15 protein-coding genes are annotated in these 22,612 nt (G+C 58.0%); 8 read left to right on the top strand and 7 right to left on the bottom strand.

All coding sequences use genetic code 11. The annotated features are described in order from the left end of the window. Positions 1-77: 77 nt before the first annotated feature. The 3 genes from RBB75_RS12090 to RBB75_RS12080 are packed head-to-tail and all read right to left on the bottom strand — an operon-like array spanning position 78 to position 5,232. Positions 78-1,325: a nucleoside permease gene (locus RBB75_RS12090; protein WP_353070386.1), complete on the bottom strand. Its 1,248-nt coding sequence runs from the start codon at positions 1,323-1,325 to the stop codon at positions 78-80. A 47-nt stretch (positions 1,326-1,372) separates the two neighbouring features. Further along, a complete protein-coding gene (locus RBB75_RS12085) occupies positions 1,373-3,829 on the bottom strand; it encodes a c-type cytochrome (RefSeq protein ID WP_353068235.1) in 2,457 nt (818 codons plus the stop codon). A gap of 11 nt (positions 3,830-3,840) precedes the next feature. After that, positions 3,841-5,232, bottom strand: coding sequence for a multicopper oxidase family protein (locus RBB75_RS12080; protein WP_353068234.1), 1,392 nt, complete (start codon positions 5,230-5,232; stop codon positions 3,841-3,843). Between the two features lie 244 nt (positions 5,233-5,476). Between RBB75_RS12080 and RBB75_RS12075 the strand changes: the two genes are divergently transcribed. Then, on the top strand, positions 5,477-6,922 hold the full coding sequence (locus RBB75_RS12075) for a M20/M25/M40 family metallo-hydrolase (RefSeq protein WP_353068233.1): 1,446 nt from the start codon (positions 5,477-5,479) through the stop codon (positions 6,920-6,922). Positions 6,923-6,959: 37 nt separating this feature from the next. On the opposite strand, the gene RBB75_RS12070 is transcribed toward RBB75_RS12075, so the two are convergent. Continuing rightward, entirely contained in the window at positions 6,960-7,445 is a 486-nt protein-coding gene (locus tag RBB75_RS12070; RefSeq protein WP_179636873.1) for an Lrp/AsnC family transcriptional regulator, read from the bottom strand. Positions 7,446-7,640: 195 nt separating this feature from the next. Between RBB75_RS12070 and hutH the strand changes: the two genes are divergently transcribed. The 5 genes from hutH to argE are packed head-to-tail and all read left to right on the top strand — an operon-like array spanning position 7,641 to position 14,593. Beyond that, the gene (hutH, locus tag RBB75_RS12065) at positions 7,641-9,164 is read left to right on the top strand and encodes a histidine ammonia-lyase (protein ID WP_353068232.1); all 1,524 of its coding nucleotides are present in this window, start codon (positions 7,641-7,643) and stop codon (positions 9,162-9,164) included. Further along, complete coding sequence (gene hutU / locus RBB75_RS12060; protein WP_353068231.1) at positions 9,161-10,855, top strand: urocanate hydratase; 1,695 nt, start codon at positions 9,161-9,163, stop codon at positions 10,853-10,855. Before hutH ends, hutU begins: the two co-directional genes overlap by 4 nt. Next, positions 10,852-12,075 (top strand): imidazolonepropionase, encoded by a 1,224-nt coding sequence (gene hutI / locus RBB75_RS12055; protein ID WP_179636869.1) that lies wholly within the window; start codon positions 10,852-10,854, stop codon positions 12,073-12,075. Before hutU ends, hutI begins: the two co-directional genes overlap by 4 nt. After that, positions 12,072-13,460: a formimidoylglutamate deiminase gene (locus RBB75_RS12050; RefSeq protein WP_179636867.1), complete on the top strand. Its 1,389-nt coding sequence runs from the start codon at positions 12,072-12,074 to the stop codon at positions 13,458-13,460. The genes hutI and RBB75_RS12050 overlap by 4 nt, the downstream gene beginning before the upstream one ends. Next, a complete protein-coding gene (gene argE, locus RBB75_RS12045) occupies positions 13,457-14,593 on the top strand; it encodes an acetylornithine deacetylase (RefSeq protein WP_179636865.1) in 1,137 nt (378 codons plus the stop codon). The genes RBB75_RS12050 and argE overlap by 4 nt, the downstream gene beginning before the upstream one ends. 52 nt (positions 14,594-14,645) lie before the next feature. On the opposite strand, the gene RBB75_RS12040 is transcribed toward argE, so the two are convergent. Next, positions 14,646-16,094 (bottom strand): glycoside hydrolase family 125 protein, encoded by a 1,449-nt coding sequence (locus RBB75_RS12040; protein ID WP_353068230.1) that lies wholly within the window; start codon positions 16,092-16,094, stop codon positions 14,646-14,648. A gap of 244 nt (positions 16,095-16,338) precedes the next feature. On the opposite strand from RBB75_RS12040, the gene RBB75_RS12035 reads away from it, so the two are divergent. Both RBB75_RS12035 and RBB75_RS12030 read left to right on the top strand, forming a co-directional pair. Next, positions 16,339-18,687, top strand: a complete 2,349-nt coding sequence (locus RBB75_RS12035; protein ID WP_353068229.1) for a GH92 family glycosyl hydrolase — start codon at positions 16,339-16,341, stop codon at positions 18,685-18,687. Positions 18,688-18,733: 46 nt separating this feature from the next. Then, positions 18,734-19,768 (top strand): glycosyl hydrolase family 18 protein, encoded by a 1,035-nt coding sequence (locus tag RBB75_RS12030; RefSeq protein WP_353068228.1) that lies wholly within the window; start codon positions 18,734-18,736, stop codon positions 19,766-19,768. Positions 19,769-19,831: 63 nt separating this feature from the next. On the opposite strand, the gene RBB75_RS12025 is transcribed toward RBB75_RS12030, so the two are convergent. Together RBB75_RS12025 and RBB75_RS12020 are read right to left on the bottom strand one after the other, a co-directional pair. Continuing rightward, positions 19,832-21,271 carry an efflux transporter outer membrane subunit gene (locus RBB75_RS12025; protein ID WP_353068227.1) on the bottom strand — a complete coding sequence of 480 codons (1,440 nt, stop codon included), beginning with the start codon at positions 21,269-21,271 and terminating at the stop codon, positions 19,832-19,834. Continuing rightward, positions 21,268-22,569 (bottom strand): efflux RND transporter periplasmic adaptor subunit, encoded by a 1,302-nt coding sequence (locus tag RBB75_RS12020; RefSeq protein ID WP_353068226.1) that lies wholly within the window; start codon positions 22,567-22,569, stop codon positions 21,268-21,270. Before RBB75_RS12020 ends, RBB75_RS12025 begins: the two co-directional genes overlap by 4 nt. Positions 22,570-22,612 lie beyond the last annotated feature (43 nt).

Genomic DNA, 22,612 nt, shown 5'->3' with positions numbered 1-22,612 from the left:
GCCTGATGGACTACAAACGCAGATTCCCTTCGGGAATGACAACAAAAAACGAAAGCGACTCTTACTGCGGCGTTGCTCTAAAGAGGGGATTCGATTGGTATTGCTCCGGCGCTCTCTCTTGCCGTAACTGTTGCGCTTTCCTTGTCAGTGAACGTGACCAGGAAGAGGACGAGGACTGCGGCTGATGCGCCGGCTGCTACGAGCCAGATCGATTGCCACGAGTGTATGGGTGCGCCCGTTGTCGATGCGGTGGTGTAGCGTTCTACGACAGCTCCTGAGAGCCAGGAGCCTACGAACATGCCTGCTCCATAGGTGATGAAGGTGATGAGGCCCTGCGCTGCTGCACGGAGCGCTGCGGAGGCTTTGCGGTCGATGTAGATCTGGCCGGTGACGAAGAAGAAGTCGTAGCAGATGCCGTGGAGCAGGATGCCGAGCCAGAACATCCAGACTTTGCTGTCGGCGTTGCCGTAGGCGAAGAGGAGATAGCGCAGCACCCAGGCAGACATGCCTGCTACGAGCATGTACTTGACGCCGAGGCGGCGGAAGAACCAGGGGATGAGAAGCATGCAGAAGAGCTCGGACATCTGGCCGCCGGTCATCTTGCCTGCGGCGTTGTGGACGCCTGATTCGTTGAGGAAGAGGTTAGTGAAGGCGTAGTAGAACTGCAGCGGAATGCAGATGAGGAAGGAGGCGATGGCGAAGACGGCCATGGAGCGTTCGCGGAGGAGAGCGATGGCTTCGCGGGGGAAGATGCTGGAGAGGGTGAAGCGGCCGTCGCGGGCGAGGGGCGGAGTGTCGGGGAGGGTGAGGCAGTAGAGTGCCATCAGGATGGAGAGGGCGGCGGCTAGTTGGAGGGGGCGTGCGGTGGCTTCGAGGCGGAGGGTTCCTACGAGGAGGCCGGCGGCGATCCAACCGGCGGTGCCGAGGACGCGGATGGGGCCGAACTCCAACTTGGGGTCGGACATCTGGCGGAAGGCGAGCGAGTTGGTGAGGGCGAGGGTGGGCATGAAGCAGAGGCAGTAGAGCAGGAGGAGCGGGTAGATGGCGCTGAAGGCGATTTGTTGCGAGGCGAGGAAGAGGAGGATGCCGCCGAGGAGATGGAGTGCGGCGAGGACGCGTTGGGTGGCGAAGAGCTTGTCGGCGATGAGGCCGACGAAGAAGGGGGCGATCATGGCTCCGACGGCGGTGGTGCCGGCGGCGAGGCCGATCTGCTGGCCGGTGAAGTGGAGCCCGGAGGCGAGCCAGGTGCCGACGGTGACGTACCAGGCTCCCCAGATGAAGTACTCGAGGAACATCATGGCGCCGAGTCGTACACGGATCTGCATGTTCACGTTGGTGGATTTCCCTTCTGTTGCGTGGTGCCTGGTTGATTCTATGGTAGAGCGAAGGCTACGTAGGCTGCTCCCTGCGGGCCTTTGGGGTTGCGGGCGTTGCTGGTGGCGATGACGACGTACTGGCGGCCGTCGACCATGTAGGTGGCGGGGGTGGCGTTGCCGGCGTATGGTAGGTCGCCTTGCCAGAGGAGCGCGCCGGTGTGGCTGTCGAATGCGCGCAGGGTGTGGTCGAAGTTGGTGGCGGCGATGAAGACGATGCCGTTGGCGGTGACGATGGGGCCGCCGTAGTTTTCGGTGCCGGTGTCCTTGAGGCCGTTGGCGGCGAGTTCGGGATAGTTGCCTAGGGGGATCTTCCAGAGGTAGCGGCCGGTGTTGAGGTCGATGGCGTTGAGGGTGCCCCAAGGGGGTTGAACGGCGGGGTAGCCGTCGGGGTCGAGGAACTTGCGGTAGCCGGTGAAGCGATATTTGGCGAAGCCGCCGGGTGGGGCCAGGGCGGATTCGACTTCTTTTTTGGAGGAGTTGTTGGAGGTGACGGCGGCTTCGATGATGGGGGAGGCACTGTCGCCGAGGAAGTGAAGGAGATGGGCGGTGTCGGCGTCGGAGAGCTTGTGGAAGGACGGCATGCGGCCTTTGCCGTTGTGGATGTTGGAGAGGATCTGCTGATCGGTGAGGCGAAGGCGGACGCCCAGGAGGCCGGGATAGTTGGAGGGTGCGCCGAGGAGGTCGTCGCCGTGGCAGATGGCGCAGTTTTTGTCGTAGATCTTTGCACCGGCGATCTCGTTGCGGTTGGCGGATTTTGGTGCGGAGGTTGCTGGGCTGCCGGTGTCGCCGGTTTTAAGGTACTCGAGGACGGCGGTGAGGCGGGCGGCTTCGACGTTGGGGAAAGAGGGCATGCGGCCTTTGCCGTTGTGGATGATCTCGGTGACCTGGGCGTCGGAGAGGCGCTTTTGCTCGTCGATGAGGGACGGGAAGGCTGGGGGACTGCCTTTGCGGTCGCCTCCGTGGCAGATGGAGCACTGGCTTTGGTAGACGTTGGCGCCGAGGCTGCCGCCGGGTTTGTTTTCGGTGAGGCCGCCGGTCCAGGGGATGTCGTTGGCGTTGATGTAGATGACGCCGGTTTTGATGTCGACGGCTGAGCCGCCCCACTCGGCGCCGCCGTCGAAGCCGGGGAAGACTACGGTTTGCTTGTCGACGGTGAAGGGGACGAAGATGCCGTTGCTGATGAAGGATTTGAACTGCTCAGTCGCCCAGGCGTGCGCTTCGGGGGTGCGGGTGGTGAGCATGTCGGCGGTGAGAAGTTGGCGGGCGTAGGGTGCGGGGATGGATGGGATGGGCTGAGTGGGGGAGGCTTTTTCGCCGGGGGTGGTGGAGGCAGGGAACGGCTTTTCTTCGATCGGAAAGAGCGGCTTACCGTTGGTGCGATCGAAGAGGAAGAGATAACCCTGCTTGGTGGTTTGGGCTACAGCGTCAACCTGTTTGCCGTGAGAGCGGACGGTGACGAGAGAGGGGGGCGAGGGGAAGTCGCGGTCCCAGATGTCGTGATGGACGCCTTGAAAGTGCCAGAGGCGTTGGCCGGTGTTGGCGTCGAGCGCGAGAAGGGTGTTGGCGTAGAGGTCGTCGCCGATGCGGTCGAAGCCATAGAAGTCGTTGACCGCGGAGCCAGTGGGAACGTAGACGATGCCGCGGGTTTCGTCGAGGGCCATGCCGGTCCAGTTGTTGGCGGAGCCGGTGACCTTCCATGCGTCTTTGGGCCAGGTCTCGTAGCCGGGTTCTCCGGGAACAGGAATGGTGTGGAAGATCCAGCGGAGATTGCCGGAGTGGACGTCGTAGGCGCGGATGTCGCCGTGCAGTGCAGGCTCGGTCTCGGGCGCGCGAAAGCCAACGATGATCATGTCTTTGTAGATGAGGCCTGGAGTGGTGAGGGCGGCGAAGGATTGCGTGACGTCTTTTTCGTTGAGATCTTTGCGGAGGTCGATCTTTCCGCCATCGCCAAAGCTGGGGATGAGTTTGCCGGTGGCGGGATCGATGGCGTAGAGGTTGGTCAGGAGACCAGCGAAGAGGATGCTTTGGGCTCCGTCGGTCCAGTAGCTGAGCCCACGTGTGGGCTGGAGGCCGGGGGTTCCTGTGCTGAAGGTCCAGAGATTTTTTCCTGTGGCGGCGTCGAGCGCGATGACCTTTTGCATGGGCGTGAAGCCGAAGAGAATGCGTCCGACGATGAGCGGATTAGTCTGGAGGCCGCCGGGCTCTCTGGTGTCGAAGGTCCATGCGACTTTGAGCTTGTGGACGTTGGTGCGATCGATCTGATGGAGAGCAGAGTAGTGATCGTCTGCGCTCTGGCCGCCGTAGACTGGCCAGTCTGTGCGTGGTGCTGCGTGCTCCTTTGCTTGTGGGCTGGCAGCAGCGAGAGTGTGTTCGCGGCTGCCGAGGGTCGACGTGAGGACGCCTGCGAGTAGAAGGGGAGCGAGTTTGCCTGTGATTGAACTTAGTCTTTTCACTTGGCCCATGGCTAGTCCGTGTATTTGATGATCTGCATGAAGCCGTAGTCCATGTGGAGTTGTTGATGGCAGTGCAAGAGCGAGTCGCCTGGGTTGTCTGCGAGGAAGTCTACAGCGACGGTTTGGAGCGGCATGACGTTGACGGTGTCCTTGATGAGTCCGCTGAGGTGCTGGTCGTCGATCCTAGTGACTTCAAAGCTGTGCCGATGGAGGTGGATGGGATGCTGATCGCCGCTGGCGTTGCGGAAGAGCATGCGATAGCGTTTGCCGTGCTTGACCATCAACGGTTTGACGTTGGGCCATGCATCGCCGTTGATCGTCCAGGTGTCGAACTTCGAACCGTTGAGCGTGCCGGCGTCGCGGAAGGTGAGGGTGAAGGTTTCTTCGGGCTCTGCGACTGCATCTGTGGCGGCGAATCGGGTATAGTCCCATTCGGTAGGTTGCGGGTCGCGCCAGACGGGTTCGCCCGATTTGCCGGCGTACTCGACAACAACTCCCAATCCGATGTCGCGGCTCTCCTTGAGGGTTGAACCGAGGATCCAGACGCCTGGGGAGTTCATCTCGACGATGACATCGACACGTTCTGCGACGGCGAGGGAGAGCACTTCGACGGTGTATGGAGTGGGGACCGGATTCCCGTCCATGGCGACAACCTTGAACGTATGGCCGGGGAGAGCGAGCACTGCATTTTCGGTTGCGCTTGCGTTGAGGAGACGGAAGAGAACGCGCTCTCCTTGCTTGACGCGGATAGGCTCGCCTGCGCCGAGCATGTGCGCATTGATGGTGGCGTGATCGTAGCCAACGTCGGAGCCGGTGGTCTGTGGCATGTTCTGCGATTCGGCTCGCATGGTTTCGACCATGGGGACAAAGTGCGGCCCCCAATGATGGATTGCGAGATTGATCTCTTTGTCGTGACGGCCTGGGTCGGGTGCACCGTCAACGAGGAGAAATCCGAACTGGCCGGTGTAGGCTGCGAGGGAGAGATCGCCCATGGCCATGGCATGGGTATGGTACCAGCGGGTGCCTGAGGGGTTTGGCGTGAGGTGATAGCGCAGGGTCGCTCCGGGTGCGATCAACGGAGAGCCTTCTTCTACAGCGCCGTCATTCAGGGTCTCGGTGGTGAGGCCGTGCCAGTGGACGAGGTCAGGGTTTTTCGAGGCGTTGGTGACGTCGATCGTAACCGGCTTGCCTTTTTTAAAACGGAGCAGAGGGCCGGGGACCTGGCCGTTGTAGGCGACGGTGTTGATCTGGACGCCGCGACCGATGTCCAGAGTGCAGGGCTCGATGCGCAGGCGCAGATCGGCGGCGTGGGATTCTGCGGCTGGCGCTGTCCAACCGCGGTGTGGAATGGCGGCGTTTGCCAGGGCTGCACCGGTTGCGGCCAGAAACTTTCTGCGGTTCATCAGAACTCACTTCGCGATCGGAATGATTCTTGTGGTGTCTTAGAGTAATAAGCGTTTAGTGGCGGCGTTGTCCAGAAGGTTGATATTTGCTGAGCCTTGGAAGTATTTGCTGGTGGGGTTTCCGATGCGTTTTTTTTGGATGTTTTTGCGCTGCAGGCAAGACGAACCTTGTAGTAGAAGATGGAATGTCTGGGGCCGCGTGCGATGTTCGTGCGAATATAGGACCATCTTTTCTACCTGACGTATGAGGATCGCTTCCTTGAGATCGATTGCCGCTTGTCTAATTTCTGTTGTTTTGACTTCCGCACTTTTTGCTCAGCCAAATCAGTTGCCGGTTGCCGATAAGGCGCTTGCGCGTGAGATCTTTCAGCAACTGATCGAGACTAATACGACGGACTCGGTTGGGAGCACGACGGTGGCGGCCGATGCGATGAAAAAGCGGCTGCTCGATGCTGGGTTTGCGGAGTCGGATGTGGTGGTGATGGGGCCGAATGACAGGAAGGGCAATATGGTGGCGCGATATCGAGGACGCGCTGGCTCAACGTTGAAGCCGGTTTTGATCATCGGGCATATCGATGTGGTCGAGGCGAAGCGGTCGGACTGGACGACGGACCCGTTTCAGTTTGTTGAGAAAGACGGCTATTTTTACGGACGTGGAACGCAGGATATGAAGGACAGCGATGCTGCTGTCGTCGAGAGTTTTATTCGGATGAGGCGGGAGGGTTTTGTTCCTGATCGCGACATCATTGTTGCTTTGACTGCAGACGAAGAGGGTGGGAAGTCGAATGGAGTGGATTGGCTGCTGAAGAATCATCGCGATCTGATTGATGGCGGGTTTGCGCTGAATCCGGATGCAGGGGGACCTGAGTTGGAGAAGGGTAGAGCTGTCAGCATGGACATTGAAGCGACGGAGAAGCTTTATGCGGACTATCGTGTGACGGCGACGAACCCTGGTGGGCACAGTTCCCTGCCCCGGCCTGATAATGCGATCTACCACGTTGCGGATGCGCTTGGGCGACTGGAGAAAACAACTTTTCCTTTAGAGACGAATGAGGTAACGCGAGTTTATTTTGCGAGTAGCGCGAAGACGAAAGATGGGCAACTGGCAAAGGATCTGAACGCCGTATCGGGGCCTGTGCCGGATGCAGCGGCGGCGCAGCGGTTGTCGAAGGACCCGATCTACAACTCACTGCTGCATACGACCTGCGTTGCGACGATGATGTCTGCTGGACATGCGCCGAATGCGTTGCCGGGGAGCGCGGTCGCCAATGTCAATTGCCGCATCTTTCCTGGACATTCGCAGGAGGAGATTCGCCAGGAGTTGATTCGGATCTTTGCCGATCCGACGCTCAAGGTGCAGTATGTCACTGATGGGGGAGAGGTGTTCGAAAAGGGGTCGGACCGTAAGTCGATGGCGCCGCCCCCGCTGGACCCGGTGGTGTTACGTCCGCTTGACGCGATTGTGAAGTCGATGTGGCCAGGGATTCCGGTGATTGCGGAGATGGAGACGGGCGCTTCTGACAGCGTGTACACCATGAACGCGGGTATCCCAAGCTATGGGTTCTCGGGCATGGGCGTGGATCGGGATGACGTCCGTGCGCATGGCCGCGATGAACGCATTCGCGTTGTCGATTTCTATAACGGGGTGGAGTTTGAGTATCTGTATCTGAAGGCGCTGACCTCGCAATAGGCTTGCTACGGAAGGATTTTTTCTTTGCAAGACTTCTTTATTTTTTTCTGGGCCGCGCGGGGAGGCCTGCGTGCCTGAGCAGCCATGCCTCCTGTTGCCGGTAGACGGGTGTGGAGAGAACCATGCTGGTGGTGGGCATTCCGTAGGGGAGCAGACGCTCGATGAGGGGCTCGAGTTGATCGATGGAGGCGAGGCGAACTTTGATGAGGAAGGCTTCTCCGCCGGTGATGTGATGGCACTCCTGTACGGCGTCGATGGTGGGGAGGAACTTTAGGAAGGGACGGTAGTGGGTGTTGTCGCAGGTGAGCCGGATGAAAGCCATGACGGAGTAGCCGAAGGCCTTTTCGTCGAGCAAGGCGCGGTATCCGAGGATGACTTTGGCGCTCTCGAGCTGATGGATTCGCTCGGCTACGGCGGAGGGGGAGAGGCCTACCTTGCGGCCTAGCTCGGCATAGGAGGTTCTGGCGTCTTCGGCGAGCATGCGGACGATGTTGTAGTCGATGGGGTCCAGATCCTGAGCCATGGGTTTGCTCCTATGTTTCCTAGCAATTAGACATCAGAAGGGACGATTCATTAGTTTTGAGTCGCAGAGGTATCTGGTGTGATACGCGTTAGGAATGATTGATTCGTTGGATTCCTGGTTGCTTTTTTGGCGTTTGCTCTGATCTAGGAGCTTATTTCCGGTTAGTTTGCATGGCTTCCTCGACTGCGCTTCTCTATGCTGATCGTTATGGTTGAACTTGATGGAAGATCGTTGACGATTGATGAAGTTGTTCGTGTTGCGCGGAGTGGCGAGTCCGCTTCGATTGCGGCGGCGGCACTAGGCCGCATGAAGATCTCGCGCGGCAAAGTGGAGGAAGCGCTTCAAAGTGAGACTGCGGTTTACGCGTTGAACACAGGCGTGGGACTGCTGGCGAATGTTCGGCTTGAGGCCGATGGGATTGAGCAGATGCAGTTGAACCTGGTGCGTTCCCACTGCTGCGGGGTGGGCGAGCCGCTGGCCGAGGATGTGGTTCGGGCGATGATGTTGATCAGGGCAAATATTCTTGCGATGGGCTTGTCGGGGATTCGGCCGGTGGTTGCGGAGCGGCTGTGCGACCTGCTGAATTCCGGTATTACACCGGTGGTTCCGATGCGTGGAAGTGTTGGCGCGAGCGGGGATCTGGCGCCGCTTGCTCACATGGCTCTGGTGTTGATCGGGGAGGGCGAGGCCTTTTTTGCTGGCGAGCGGCGGCCGGCTGCGGAGTGCTTGCAGCGATCCGGTCTGGAGCCGTTGAAGCTTCAGGCGAAGGAGGGGATTTCGCTGCTGAACGGGACGCAGGCGATGCTGGCGATTGGATGTCTGCAGTTACGTGACCTTGACGACTTGTTTCAGTCGGCACAGATTGCTGCGGCGCTGACCTTACAGGCGCTGCGTGGCACGGCGGCAGCCTATGATAAGCGGCTTCATGCGGCGCGTCCTCATCCAGGACAGGTTCATAGTGCGGCTTCGCTTCGCAATCTGCTTGAGGGATCGACGCGGCATCGTTCGAGCACGAGCGTTCAGGATGCATATTGCCTGCGCTGCGTTCCGCAGGTACATGGTGCGGTGTGGGATTCGTTGCGTCAGGCGGAACGGGTGTTCGCGATTGAGTTGAATAGTGCGACGGATAATCCTTTGCTGTTTGAGGATGATTTTGTTTCTGGCGGGAACTTTCATGGAGCGCCGCTGGCGCTGGTGCTGGATCAGCTTGCGATTGCTCTCTGCCAGTTGGCGGGCATCTCGGAGCGACGGACCGAGAGGTTGATGAATCCGAGTTTGAACGAAGGGCTTCCTGCGTTTCTGGCTACTCGGCCGGGGATTGAGTCGGGATTGATGATGGCCCAGGTGACATCGGCTGCGCTGGTCGCGGAGATGCGGGTTCTGGCTACGCCAGCCTCTGCGTGCTCGATTCCGACGAGTGGGAATCAGGAAGACTTTGTGAGCATGGGAATGACCGCTGCGCTGAAGCTGGTGCAATCGGTAACGCACTGCAGGATGGTGTTGGCGATTGAGTGGCTCACGGCCACGCGGGCGCTTGACCTTCGCGGCGATCGTTTTGTGTCGCCTTTACTGGATGCGGCTCGTGATGCCTTTCGAGTTGATTGCCCGGCGTGGGAGGGAGATCGCGTCTTGTCCGGGATGATGGCTGCGGCGGATGCGTTTCTTGCGAAGATCCATTGGGCCTCGACGTTGAACACGCAGGAGGTCGCTCACGCATGAGCGTTTACACCCCTATTCGTGCACCTCGCGGGAATGTACGTACAGCACAGGGTTGGATTCAGGAAGCGGCCAAACGCATGCTGATGAACAACCTCGATCCGGAGGTGGCTGAAAAGCCGGAGGAGTTGATCGTCTACGGAGGGCGCGGGAAGGCGGCGCGGAACTGGGAGGCTTACCATACGCTGGTTCAGACGCTCGATCGCCTGAAGAACCACGAGACGATGCTGGTGCAGTCGGGGAAGGCGGTGGCGGTACTGGAGACGCATCCGCTGGCTCCGAGGGTGTTGATTGCTAATTCGAATCTGGTGCCGCACTGGGCTAACTGGAACGAGTTCGACAAGCTGGATCGTGCAGGTTTGATGATGTACGGACAGATGACGGCGGGCTCGTGGATCTATATCGGGACACAGGGGATTCTTCAGGGGACCTACGAGACTTTTCTCGGAGCGGCGCAAAGGTACTTCAATGGGTCGCTGAAGGGAACAATTACGGTGACTGCCGGCCTGGGGGGCATGGGAGGCGCGCAGCCGCTGGCGGTTAAGCTGGCTGGAGGAGTGAGTATCTGTATTGAGGTGGATGAGAGCCGTATTCAGCGTCGCATTGCTACGCGGTATCTGGATGAGGTGGCGACGTCGCTGGAAGATGCGATTGCGCGGGCAACGGTGGCACGCAAGGAGGGCCGCGCGGTTTCGATCGGATTGCTGGGAAATGCGGCAGCGATTTTGCCGCAGATCGTACGATTGGGTTTTGTGCCTGATGTTGTTACAGATCAAACGAGTGCGCATGATCCGCTCTATGGCTACTGGCCGATTGCCAAAGAAGATGAAGATTTGACGGCGCAGCGTAGTCGGGAGCCGGAGCGTTATCTCGACCGTGTGCGCGTCGATATTGCACAGCATGTTCAGGCAATTCTGGAGCTGCAGCGGCGGGGTGCGATCTGTTTTGACTACGGCAACAATCTGCGAGCGCAGGCGAAGATCGCCGGTGTGAACAATGCGTTCGACTATCCGGGATTTGTGCCTGCGTTTATTCGTGATTCTTTCTGCGAGGGGCGAGGACCGTTCCGGTGGGTTGCCCTTTCTGGTGATCCGGCTGACATCGCAGCTACCGATGCGGCTCTGCTCAAACTTTTTCCTGAGGATGCGCGGTTGAATCAGTGGCTTCCTTGGGCCGGAGAGCATGTCGCTTATCAGGGTCTGCCTGCGCGTATATGCTGGCTGGGCTATCGGGAGCGAGATAAGGCCGGCCTTCTGTTCAACCAGATGGTGCGGGATGGCCGGCTGAAGGCTCCGATTGTCATCGGTCGCGATCATCTGGATGCCGGGTCGGTTGCGAGTCCGTACCGCGAGACCGAGGCTATGCTGGATGGTTCGGACGCTGTCTCCGATTGGGCACTGCTGAACTTTGCGACAGGAATCGCCAGCGGGGCTGGGTGGATGAGCTTTCATCATGGGGGCGGTGTGGGCATGGGATACAGTCAGCATGCCGGGTTGGTCGCTGTGGCTGATGGCAGCGAGGAGGCGGATCAACGATTGCGGCTCTGCCTGACCAACGATCCGGCGATGGGCGTGATTCGCCACGCCGATGCGGGGTACGAAAAGGCCCACAGGATCGCGGCCGAACGTGGCCTCGATAGGCCGGGCATTCAAAGTGCAGATAGCGTCAGTTCAGATGGCACCGGGGCAAAATGAGCGAGTTGCTTTTGACCGGGATCTCGCAGGTGGTCACTTCGTTTGGGCAGGGGCCGAAGCGTGGGGCAGCGATGGGGCAACTACAAGTTGTTCCAGAGGCGGCAGTTGCTGTGGATGCGGGCGGAATCTCGTGGATTGGACCGGAGCGTGAGTGGCGTGGCTCTGCTAAGTCGGTGATTGATCTTGGCGGTCGCGCAGTCGTTCCTGGGCTCGTCGATCCACATACCCATGCAGTGTGGGCGGGTGATCGTCTTGCCGACTTTGAAGCACGCAGTAACGGGGCAACCTACGAAGAGATTCTCGCAGCGGGCGGCGGGATATGGCATACGATTCGTGAGACCGCGGAGAAGAGCAGTGAGGAGATGGCGGCGCTTGCGTTGCCTCGCATCGAGGCACTACAGCGTTCGGGCGCTACGACTATCGAGGTGAAGTCTGGTTACGGATACACGCTCGAAGCGGAGTTGCGAATGCTTGAGGCTGTTCGTTTGCTGCAGGAGCAAACTCGAAGTCGCCTGGTCCCTACTTTGCTGATTCACATTTGTCCTGAAGAGCTTGGCGAGCGACAAATTTATCGTGAGATGATTTGCAACAAGTTGATACCGGAGGTTGCGAGGCGAGGTCTCGCTTCTTCGGTGGACATCTTTGTTGAGCATCATGCGTGGAGCGCTGAAGATGCGAGGATCGTGCTCGCTTGTGCGCAGGCGGCTGGGTTGAGTATCAAGATGCATACGGAACAATTTCAACGGGTGGGCGGTCTGGAGTTGGGAGTGGAGATCGGAGCTCTGAGTGTCGATCATCTTGAAGTCTGTTCGCCCGAGCAGTGTGGGTTGGTCGCGAGGTCGAAGACGATTGCAACGATTCTGCCGGGCGTGAGTCTTCATCTCGGCCTTACTGCTGCGCCAGGGCGAGCGCTGATCGATGCTGGTGCTGCGGTGGCGATCGGCACTGACCTGAATCCGGGGTCGAGCCCTCTGTTCTCTACGGCAGTGGCGATGGGCCTGGCGGTGCGACTGAATGGACTGACGGCGCCGGAGGCTCTGACCGCGTGCACGGTGAATGCAGCGGCGGCGCTTGGGCTTTCGAATGTTGGGAGGCTTGAGGTTGGGATGCAGGCAGATCTGCTTGTGCTTGAGAGTTCCGACTGGCGAGACCTGCCTTACACGCTTGGACAAAATATGGTGCGTGAGGTCTGGGTCGCCGGACGAAAGCAGGCTGCATGAGCGTGTCTTATCAGCCGGATCTTGTTTATGTCGACGGGCGATTTCGGAGTGGTTATGAAGTTGTTGTCGCGAAGGACGGAACGATCTCCTCGATTGGACCCGTTAAGACGGACAGCGTCTCCGAGGTTCGGCGTTTGCCAGGTCGTGCTCTGTTGCCGGGAATGATCGATATTCATTCGCACTCGTTTCAACGTGCGTTGCGCGGCAAGGCGGAGTCGAGGCGCAGGAGTGGACCTGACTTCTGGTCGTGGCGGAACATTATGTATCGCTGCGCGCTTGCGCTGACGCCGGAGGAGATCTACGACGTTGCCCGCATGGCGTTCCTTGAGATGACGCTTGCGGGCATCACTACCGTTGGGGAGTTTCACTATCTTCACCGCACACCGGCGGGTGAAGCCTATGCCGATCCGAATCTGCTGGCGACGCAGGTGATTCGCGCTGCGGAGAGTGTTGGGATACGGATCGTTCTGCTTCGGTGCGCCTATGTTCGGGCGGGCTTCACGCTTCTTCCGGACTCTGGGCAGATCCGTTTTATCGAGCCGGATGTGGAGAGATTTTTGCGTGATTCGGAGACGTTGCGGAGTGAGATTGCTGCGATGTCTTCGACGGTTAGCTTTGGGCTTGCTCCGCATAGTGTCCGGGCTGTTCCGCGTGACTATCTCAAGGCTGTTTCGAACTGGGCGCAGACGCATGGTCTGCCGATGCATATGCACGTTGCAGAACAGCCTGCGGAGATTGAGGCTTGCGTTGCTGAGTATGGAACGACTCCTTTTGCGTTTCTCGATGAGCTTGGGCTGATGACGCCGGACTTTACCGCGATCCATGCGATCCATGTGCAGGGTGGCGAGATTGAGCGGATGGGACGCGGAAAGATTACGGTGGGGGCTTGTCCTACGACGGAGCGAAATCTCGGGGACGGGATTCTTGATGCGGATGCTTTGATCGATGCGGGGGTTTCGATTGCGTTCGGGACGGATAGCCATACGCAGACGGATGCGCTGGAAAATGCTCGCGAGCTGGAATCGAACTTGCGTCTGCGACACCTGCAACGTGCAGTCCTAGATGGTCGACAGGGTGAAACTTTGCCGGTTCTGCTATTCGACTTCGCGACGCGCGCTGGGGCTCGATCGCTGCATGTTGAGGCGGGGGCGCTGGAGGCTGGTAAGGCTGCCGACTTCTTTACGGTCGATCTCTCTGAGGCTTCGATTGCGGGAAGTCTGCCTGATGAGTTGCTGACTAATATTGTGTTCAGCATGTCTCCGCGGGCGATCCGGGATGTTGTCGTCGATGGGAAGGTCGTCGTCGACAGCGGATGTCATGCGCTGCAGGACGAGATCGTGGAGGCTTTTCGCAGAGTGCAGACGCGGCTGGGGACAGAGCTATGATCCGTCCACAGGCACTGCTGCAGGAGCTGGTGGCGATTCCGAGTGTGTCCAGCATGAGCAATCGCCCGGTGGTGGAGTGGATTCAGAGGTTTCTTGAACCGCTTGGGTGGCATTCTCGCCTGTTTTGCTATGACGATGAGGCGAGCGTGGAGAAGGTGAATCTTGTTGTCTCGCCTCAGCCGATGGGAGAGGGGAGGATTGAGGCGGAGCTTGCTATCATCTGCCATACGGATACGGTTCCCTTCGCCGCTGAATGGACGGACGCAACGGCGCTGCGTGAGCGGGATGGGATGCTGCATGGCTGTGGCGCCTGCGATGTGAAGGGTTTTCTTGCGTGCGTGCTTGCTACGGCTGCGTCGGTGGATGCTGGTGGGATGAAGAAGCGGCTTTGCCTAGTGTTTACTGCGGATGAAGAGGTTGGTTGCCGGGGAGCTCGTTTTCTTCTTGAGGCTGACGCGATTCGTGCGCGGTACGCGATCGTCGGGGAGCCTACGTCGCTTACTCCTGCGCGCGCTGGGAAGGGCTATTGTCTTGCTTCGATCAAGGTAACGGGGCGAGCTGCACACAGCGCTTTTCCTGAGGCTGGGAGGTCGGCCATCTTTGCTGCGGCGCGGTTGCTGCGAGAGATTGAGGATCTGGCAGTGGAGTTGATGGCGGACCGGAATGATGCTTTTTCTCCGCCATGGACGACGTTGAATGTTGGTGAGATTCGCGGAGGGACGGCCAAGAATGTTGTCCCGGCTGAGTGCTCTTTTTTGTTGGAGTGGAGACCTGTTCCTACGCAGCGTCCGGAGGTTGTTCTTGAGCAGCTGCTTGAGGTTGTTCGTCATTTCGAGGAGGAGAGCCGGGACGGGTTTAAGATACAGGTTGAGGTTTTGAGGATGGAAGGCGGGTTTGAGACTCGCATCGATAGTGCCGTGATTCAGGCTGTGTTGAAAGAGACTGACTCGGAGGTCCAGACTATCGCCTTTGGCACGGAGGCACCATGGCTTGCCCGAATGGGCGCTGAAGCAGTGGTGATTGGACCAGGATCTATGCTGACAGCGCATAGTCCACGCGAGTGTGTGCCTATTGCGGAGCTCGAGGAGTGCGTTGTGATTTTGCGGCGGGCGATCAAGCAGCTTTGCGGCTAGAGACTTCGTCTGTTTGGTTGCTTCTTTGAATGTTGCTCGAGCCGCGTGTGGGTTAGCGGGCTACCTGAAGTAACGCAGGACGGGTCGTGGCGACGTTCGCGACGAGTTCGCCAAAGAGCGAGTTGGCCCAGGCGAACCAGCTTCTCGTGAACTTTGTGGCGTCGTTGCGATTGAAGCTCTCGTGCATGAAGCCTGATCCAGCGCTGGCGTGTTTCAGCATGGCAAGGGCGTGGGCGATCTCTTTGTCCGATTGACTGGTGAGGGCGTAGGTGGTGATGGACATGGGCCAGATCATGTCTTTGCCTTCGTGTGGTCCGCCGATTCCCTCACCTGCGCTTCCCTGAAAGAACCATGGATTGCGTTCGCTCCAGACGAAGCTGCGAGTGCGGGCGTAGAGCGCGGCGTCGGGTGAGCTGTGAATGTAAGGAAGTCCGAGCAGGCTTGGTACGTTGGCATCATCCATGAGAAGTTGGCTGCCGTAACCGTCCACCTCGTACGCCCAGATAGTTCCCTCTGCGGTCTGCGCCACGGCATGTTGTTGGAGTGCCTTCTTGACCTCGCCTGCTAGTGCGTCCGCCTGATTGGCGAGAGCTGAGTCATGGAGGATCTCGTTGGCCATCTGCGCGAGATAGCCGAGGGTTGTGACGGCGAAGAGATTTGATGGGACTAGGAATGGGAAGGTGCAGGCGTCGTCCGATGGGCGAAAGCCGGATGCGATGAGGCCAACGGGCAGTACCGGAGCGCCGTATCCGTCGCCGGGCAGGGTTTCGGTCGGCGTCTTTGAGGTGCGTTGGAAGTGATAGGGGCCGGGGCCTTGCCTGCGCTGCTGAACGCGCATGGTCTCGACGACCAGCTTCATTGCGGCGTGCCAAGTTTTGTCGAAGGGAGAGGAGTCTCCGGTGGCGCGCCAGTATCCGTAGGAGAGACGGATCGGATAGCAGAGCGAGTCCAGCTCCCATTTTCGCTCGCCAACGCCCTGCTTCATCTCGGTCGAATCTGTTCTGCTCCACTCGAGCGGCGGCGCGTCTAGATTCGCCATGAAGGCATTCGCGTAAGGGTCGATGAGGATGCATCTGGCCTGTCGACGGATGATGCCCTCGAGCATCAGGCGAAGTTGCGCGTCCTTCGCAGCCAGCGGAAGATAGGGCCACACCTGGGCCGAGGAGTCGCGCAGCCACATTGCGGCAATGTCACCTGTGATGACTGCTGTATCCGGCTTGCCTGCGAAGGTGCCGAATTCGATAGTTGTGTCGAGTGTGTTGGGGTAACAGTTTTCAAAGAGCCATGCCAGTTCGGGATCGCCGATTTTGCTGCTCGTGTTCGTAAGGTAGGCTTCGACGGCTGGACTGTGAAATTTTCTGTCCTGAACGGCAGGCCGTTTGGAGGGAAATGAGGAAGGCGGTGCGTCTGCAAAGACGGTGGAGGGTTGAAGCGTAGCAGCTGCTGTGGCTCCCGCTGTCATTCGGAGCATGTCTCGGCGGCTGATTTTATCGTTTTTCATCTTTGGTCAAAAGCTCCGGATAAGAAGGTTCGGCTATGGTCCGTCGACACGGAAAGCCTACTTTTTCGAAAACACTTCAGAGTGATGACTTTTTGATCGATGATCAGTCAATATTTTGATCGAATTATCTCTCTGTTCAGTTTAGTCTACGTCAATAGAGCAAGTGTTTGTGAAAGACGCGAGGCTGTCTGAGCGACACTGGTTTTTAGATTCAACATTCCGACTCAGTATCTATGGAGCATCAGTGATTTCCAGAAGAAAATTTCTTGGCGGCGTCTCGGCTGTGTATGCGGTGGGTGCGACTGAGACCAGCGCGTTTGGCAGAGTGATCCACAAGTCCAGAAAGACGGATGAGACCTTCGACGCCGCATCGCTGGTTGATATACGGATCGGTACTGGCGGACATGGACATACGTTTCCTGGAGCTACGGTGCCTTTCGGTGCGGTCCAGCTCAGTCCTGATACTTTCAATGATCAATGGGATTGGTGCTCGGGTTATCACATCTCCGACACGTCGATTATGGGCTTCAGCCATACTCACCTGAGCGGTACGGGCTGTGGCGATCTGCTCGACTTTCTGGTGATGCCTGGAACCGGTGAGTCGAAGATTGTTCCTGGTCCGCGTAGTAATCCAGACGCTGGCTATCGCTCGCGATTTGACCACGCAGACGAACATGCCGAACCGGGTTACTATTCTGTTCTTCTGAAGGACTATGGAGTTCGCGCCGAACTGACGGCCACAGAGCGAACCGGACTGCATCGATACAGCTTTCCTACGTGCAAGGATGCTCCGAAGTCTGGCCATATCATCGTCGACCTTGAGCATAGCTACGCCTACAACGGCCAGTCTGCCGTGGTCACCGCTTCGCTAGAACGTACTGCACCCGACACACTCGCGGGAGGCCGTACCACCAAAGCGTGGGGCGATGGGCGTCAGATCTACTTCACGATGAAGTTCTCTCAGCAGCCGGCTCGGGTCGTCTTTTATCAGGAGGGTATTGAGGTACAGGATGGGACGCAGGCGCTGACAGGCAAATCCCTAAAGTGCGTTCTGTTCTTTGACACGGCGAAGGATCCAGTGATTCTGGTGAAGACCGGGATCTCGGGCGTCAGCGCGGAGTCTGCTGCGAACAACTTGAAGGTTGAGCTACCGGGATGGGACTTTGAAAAGGTTCGCCGCAGCGCGAGGGAGAAGTGGAATCAGCAGCTCTCGCGCATCAAAATCAAGACTGAGAATGAGACCCATCAGCGAATCTTTTATGCTGCGCTGTACCACGCCTCTGTTGGGCCTTCGCTCTTCGACGATGTCGACGGTCGCTATCGAGGGATGGATAAGCAGATTCACAAACTTCGTGACGGGCAGCGAAACTACACTGCGTTTTCGCTGTGGGATACCTATCGAGCTACGCATCCTCTGTACACGCTGATGTCCGCGGATCGCGTGCCGGACTTTGCGAACGCGCTGATTCGCATGGCGGAGGAGAGCCCCGCAGGAATGCCGGTGTGGCCGCTGCAAGGTTGCGAGACCGGGACGATGACCGGATATCACTCGGCTGCCGTGATAGCAGAAGCATGCAATAAGGGCATTGCAGGTGTGGACTACGAACGCGCTTACAAGGTGATGATGAAGCGCGCCATGGTGGATGATTATCGCGGCCTCGGATATTACCGCTCGAAGGGTTATATTCCTTGCGACCTCGAAGAAGAGTCGGTCAGCAAGACGTTCGAATACTGCTATGACGACTGGTCAATCGCACACGTGGCGAAGAAGCTTGGGCACTCGGACGATGCAACGATGCTGGTGGAGCGATCGCGCAACTATCGCAACTACTACGATCGCTCCATGAACTTTGCGCGACCCAAGCTGGCGAACGGGGAGTGGGCTGCGCCGTTTGATCCGATTGAGATGGGCACCTCCAAGAAGTGGCGCGACTTTACCGAGTCGAACTCTTGGCAGACTACGTTTGGGATCCAGCACGATGCTGCGGGATTGATTGAGATTCTTGGTGGACAGAAGCAGTTTCTCGAGAAGCTCGATCAGTTGTTCGATCAGCCTTCGACGCTGCCTGCCGACGCTCCACCAGATATCGCCGGGCTGGTGGGTCAATACGCGCATGGCAACGAACCGTCACATCATATCGCCTATCTTTATGCCTACGCAGGCCAACCGCACAAGACTCAGGCGCGTGTGCGCATGTTGATGGAGAAGATGTATGCTGCGCTCCCGGATGGATTGCAGGGCAACGAAGATGTGGGCCAGATGTCGTCGTGGTACATCCTGAGTTCGCTGGGTTTTTATTCTGTCGACCCTGTGAGCGGCAACTACATCTTTGGGACACCTTTGTTCGATCAGGTCAACGTTCAACTGGGCAACGGCAAGCAGCTTGAGATTATTGCGCATCGCCACTTGGCGAGCGATCAATATATTCAGTCGGTCACCTTCAATGGAAAGCCGCACACGAAGTCCTGGTTCAACCATCGGGATATTGTGAATGGCGCGCGCATCGTCTTCGAGATGGGTGACAAACCGAATCTCGAGTTTGGGTCTCAGCCGACGGACGTTCCGCCTTCGTTGACTCTTGAGAACACCTAGAACGCACGACTTATCGAATTTGCTTTCAGCTATGTGAAAGGTCTTGATGACGAAGCTTCTGCTCTGCCTTTTCTTTGTCGTGCCAACAGTCTTCGCGCAAACGAAGACGCTGTTTTATATGACTGATCATCCAGATTCTGTTCGCGATTTCATGGAGCATCAGACCAAGATCGATATCATCGTTCCGACCTGGTATGGCGTTGATTCGAACGGACTGGTGTACGGGGAGCCGGATCCGAGCGTGATGCGCGTGGTGAAACAGAGACATATCTCCCTGTTCCCCATTATCGCTATCTTTGACAAGACCGGTGTGCATTCGTTGCTTGCCAGCGATCAGGCGCAGACGGCGTTGATTGGTTCGCTGATCTCTGAGTGCAAGCAGAATGGTTATGACGGCTTTCAGCTCGACTTTGAGAATATCTCGTGGACCGATCGAGATGCTCTCTCGGCTACGGTGAAGCGCATCGCCGATGCTATGCACCGAGAACACCTGCAGTTGCAGATCGCGGTTGTTCCTAACGCGCCGGGACACCCAGGCCACAGCGCCTTCAGCAAGTGGATCTTCGCGGATTGGCGTGGCGTGTTCGATCTGAAGGCGCTTAGTGAGTCGGTCGACCTGATCTGCCTGATGACCTACGATCAGCACACGCGATGGACTACGCCTGGGCCGGTCGGGGGATGGGTGTGGATGAATGAGAATTTGGATTATGCGCTGAAGGTCGTGCCAAGGGAGAAACTATCGCTCGGAGTTGCACTCTATGGATACCACTGGTACGCCGGCGATCCAGGGCTCAACGACAAGGAACAGAAGCCGAACATTACGGCAGATTACATTAGCGCCGCTGACGTACAGACTTTGCGTGATACCTACGACGGCCATGAGCAATGGGACCCACAGGATCACAGCGCTTATTTTTTCTTCTATCGGGATCAGATGCGCGAGTGGATTTTTTATACCGAAAAGCGGGGATTCGCAGATCGCTACAGCCTCGCCAAGGAACAACACCTACAGGGGATTTGTGCGTGGGTTCTCGGGCAGGAAGATGAGGCTATCTGGAGTGTTCTGCCAGAGCGACGATAGCGGAGGATCGGTGTCGGCTCAACATACATGTGAACCGACGCCTTCTTTGATGAGTGAATCGCCCTAGTTGGCGGGGAGTTGAGCGGAGTTCCAACCGCCTCCAAGCGCCATCTGCAACCGAGTACTTGCGACAATTCTCCGAGAGACTAAAGAGGCAGCAGCTCTCTCATCTGTCAGTTCGATTGTCTGATTCGTCAGCACTTCCAGGTAGGGAGCGAGACCGCGTTTGTAGCGAAGTGTGGAGAGTTCCGTGCTCTTTTTTGCTGCATCTACTGCTTTGGCCTGGACCGATGCTTCTTGTTCCAACACTCGTAGGGCGGACAGCTGGTCTTCTACATCGCGAAACGCCGAAAGCACCTGCTCACGATAGAGAGCTGTGGCCTGCTCTCGTTGCGCAATTGCCAAGTCCATCTGTGCTCTTCTACGACCGGCGTCGAAAAGAATCTCATCGGCCGAGGGACCAGCGTTCCATTGCGTGCTGGTTGAGTTAAAAAGATTGCTGATCGTACTGCTTTGCACGCCGCCACCTGCACCAAGAAAGATGGTGGGATAGTAGGCGGACTTCGCAACGCCGATTAGAGCATTCGCTGAGGCAACACGACGTTCTGCGGCCGCAATGTCCGGGCGCCGCTCGAGCAGTTCCGATGGAACACCGGTGGGGATAGCAGGCGGATCGCCGATCATCGGATGTTCTGCGATGTGAAAGCCTGTTGCGGGTTCTCCTATAAGAACAGCGATTGCGTGTTCGAACTGTTCGCGCTGTACTCCAATATCTATGAGCTGAGCCCGAGTTTCTTCCAACTGCGCCTTCGCCTGCTGGACGTCACTATCCGAACTTAGTCCACCTGTCAGGCGGTCCTCTGTGAGTTGAAGGGCTTCGGTATAAGCATCGATCGTCGATCGGAGAAGTTGTAGCTGAAGGTCCAGTCCTCGGATCTGAAAGAAGGTGACAGCGAGTAGTCCCTGGAGACTGAGCTGAGTGTTTGCTAGATCCGCGGATGTCGCCTGTGCATTGGCTGCGCTCGACTCAATCTGCCTGCGGATGCCGCCCCACAGATCGGGCTCCCAGGAGATATTTAGCGGAATGAGGAAGTCCCAGTAGCTCGCGGCCGTGTTGACCGGTCTCAAAGGAGCGTTGTTTGAGATGCGATTGCGGGATGCGCCGGCGCCTAGCGATACAGTTGGGTAGAGCGAGGAACGATTTTCGCGAACAAGATCGTGGGCCTGATCGTAAGCCTGGAGAGCAGCGGCAATGTTCTGGTTAGCGGTCGCGCATCGCTGCTCAAGATTGTTGAGTTCATTATCCTGATAGACGGCCCACCACGTTCCTCGGTCTACTCCATCAGCCGGCTTAGCAGAGGCCCAATCACCGTTGTGTCCGTCGTCCGTGTAAGCGGGAGGGGCCGGCATGGCTGGAGCCTTATAGTTTGGTCCAACTTTGCATCCGTTCAGCAATAAGGTGCCGAGCAACACTCCTGTGAGCGATAAGACGCGGGCCTTCATCGCTTCCCCTCGGGCGCCTGTGTTTGATTATTGCTGTTATTGATAACGCGGACTTCCTCTCCGTCGAGTATTGAGTCGGGCGGGTTGCCGACGATGGGTTCTCCCGGCTTGAGGCCAGCTAGAATTTCGACAGTCGTACCGTAGTCGCGGCCTGGCGTCACCCGCGTCATGTGAACATGATGATTGGCATCCACCGTCGCGACCCGCAAGCCGTCCGGTTCCAAGATCAGCGCACTCACGGGCACTATGAGGGCCGGTGCGTCACTCGACACACTCAGGTGTACCTCAGTGTAGCTACCTGGAAGGAGTTCGCCGCTACGATTGTCTACGTCTACCTCTGCGAGTAGGGTTCGCGTTGCAGGATCGACCGAGTCCGACGAACGAACAAGCTTGCCTTGAAAGGTGCGGCCTGGGTACTGCGGCAGAGTCAACTTTGCGATCGTTCCGTTCTTGGCGTCGGGTGAATAGATCTGCGGCACGTTGATAAACACGCGGAGAGTGCGAACAGCGGATATGTCAAAGATCTCCTTGTTTCCCGAGATCGTTCCGGCTCCGGCGGTGGTAGTGCTGCCGGTAGCTGAGATGAGCTGTCCTATATCGATGTTGCGGGCTGTGATCACACCATCGAAGGGCGCGACGATACGTTCGAAGGAGACCAACTCCTCCAACCGCTGTACATTCGCTTGAGACGAGGCTACCTGCGTACTCCTTGCTTCCAGCGCCTGCACTGCGTTGTCGGTGTCTTGTTGCGAGACGGCGTTGCGGCCTATCAGGTCGTTGTAACGATCCGCCGTAACCTTCGCGATACCGGCGTTGCTCTTTGCTGTTGCGAGGTCTGCCTTCGCGGAGGCGAGTTGTTGATCGAGTTCAGGCGTTTCGATCACGGCAAGTAGTTCGCCCTTGCGTACCGGTGCTCCAATGTCGTGATACCAGGCTTTGACATAGCCGGTTGTCCGCGCATAGATCGGCGCCAAGGCAAAGGCCTGAATGTTGCCTGGAAGCACGATCTCCCTAGCATTCTGCTGCATGACCGGTTGCTCCAACGTTACGGGCGGGGCAGAGGTATTCTCGGTGTACTTCGTCAGTTCCGCACTTGCATGTTTGCGCGAGACGATACCGACAGCTGCCACAACCGCAGCTACTATCAGCGCGATCACGACAATAGACAGCAAGGATCGGCGCGAAACCTTCGGCGGTTCAGGCTTTGTCTGCGCAACGTCGTGCCGAGCTGGCTGCTCTTCCGTTTTGCCTGGGTCTTGATTTGGTTCTATCTTTTGCTCGTCGGGATTCATTGCCATCTCTCCAAATGCGCTGCGGGCGCGGCGTTCCATAGGTTGAACG

The organism is Tunturibacter empetritectus (assembly GCF_040358985.1).
GTDB lineage: Bacteria > Acidobacteriota > Terriglobia > Terriglobales > Acidobacteriaceae > Edaphobacter > Edaphobacter empetritectus.
The sequence above is the reverse complement of the archived record's forward strand: the minus strand, read 5'-3'. Positions and strand labels throughout refer to the sequence as shown.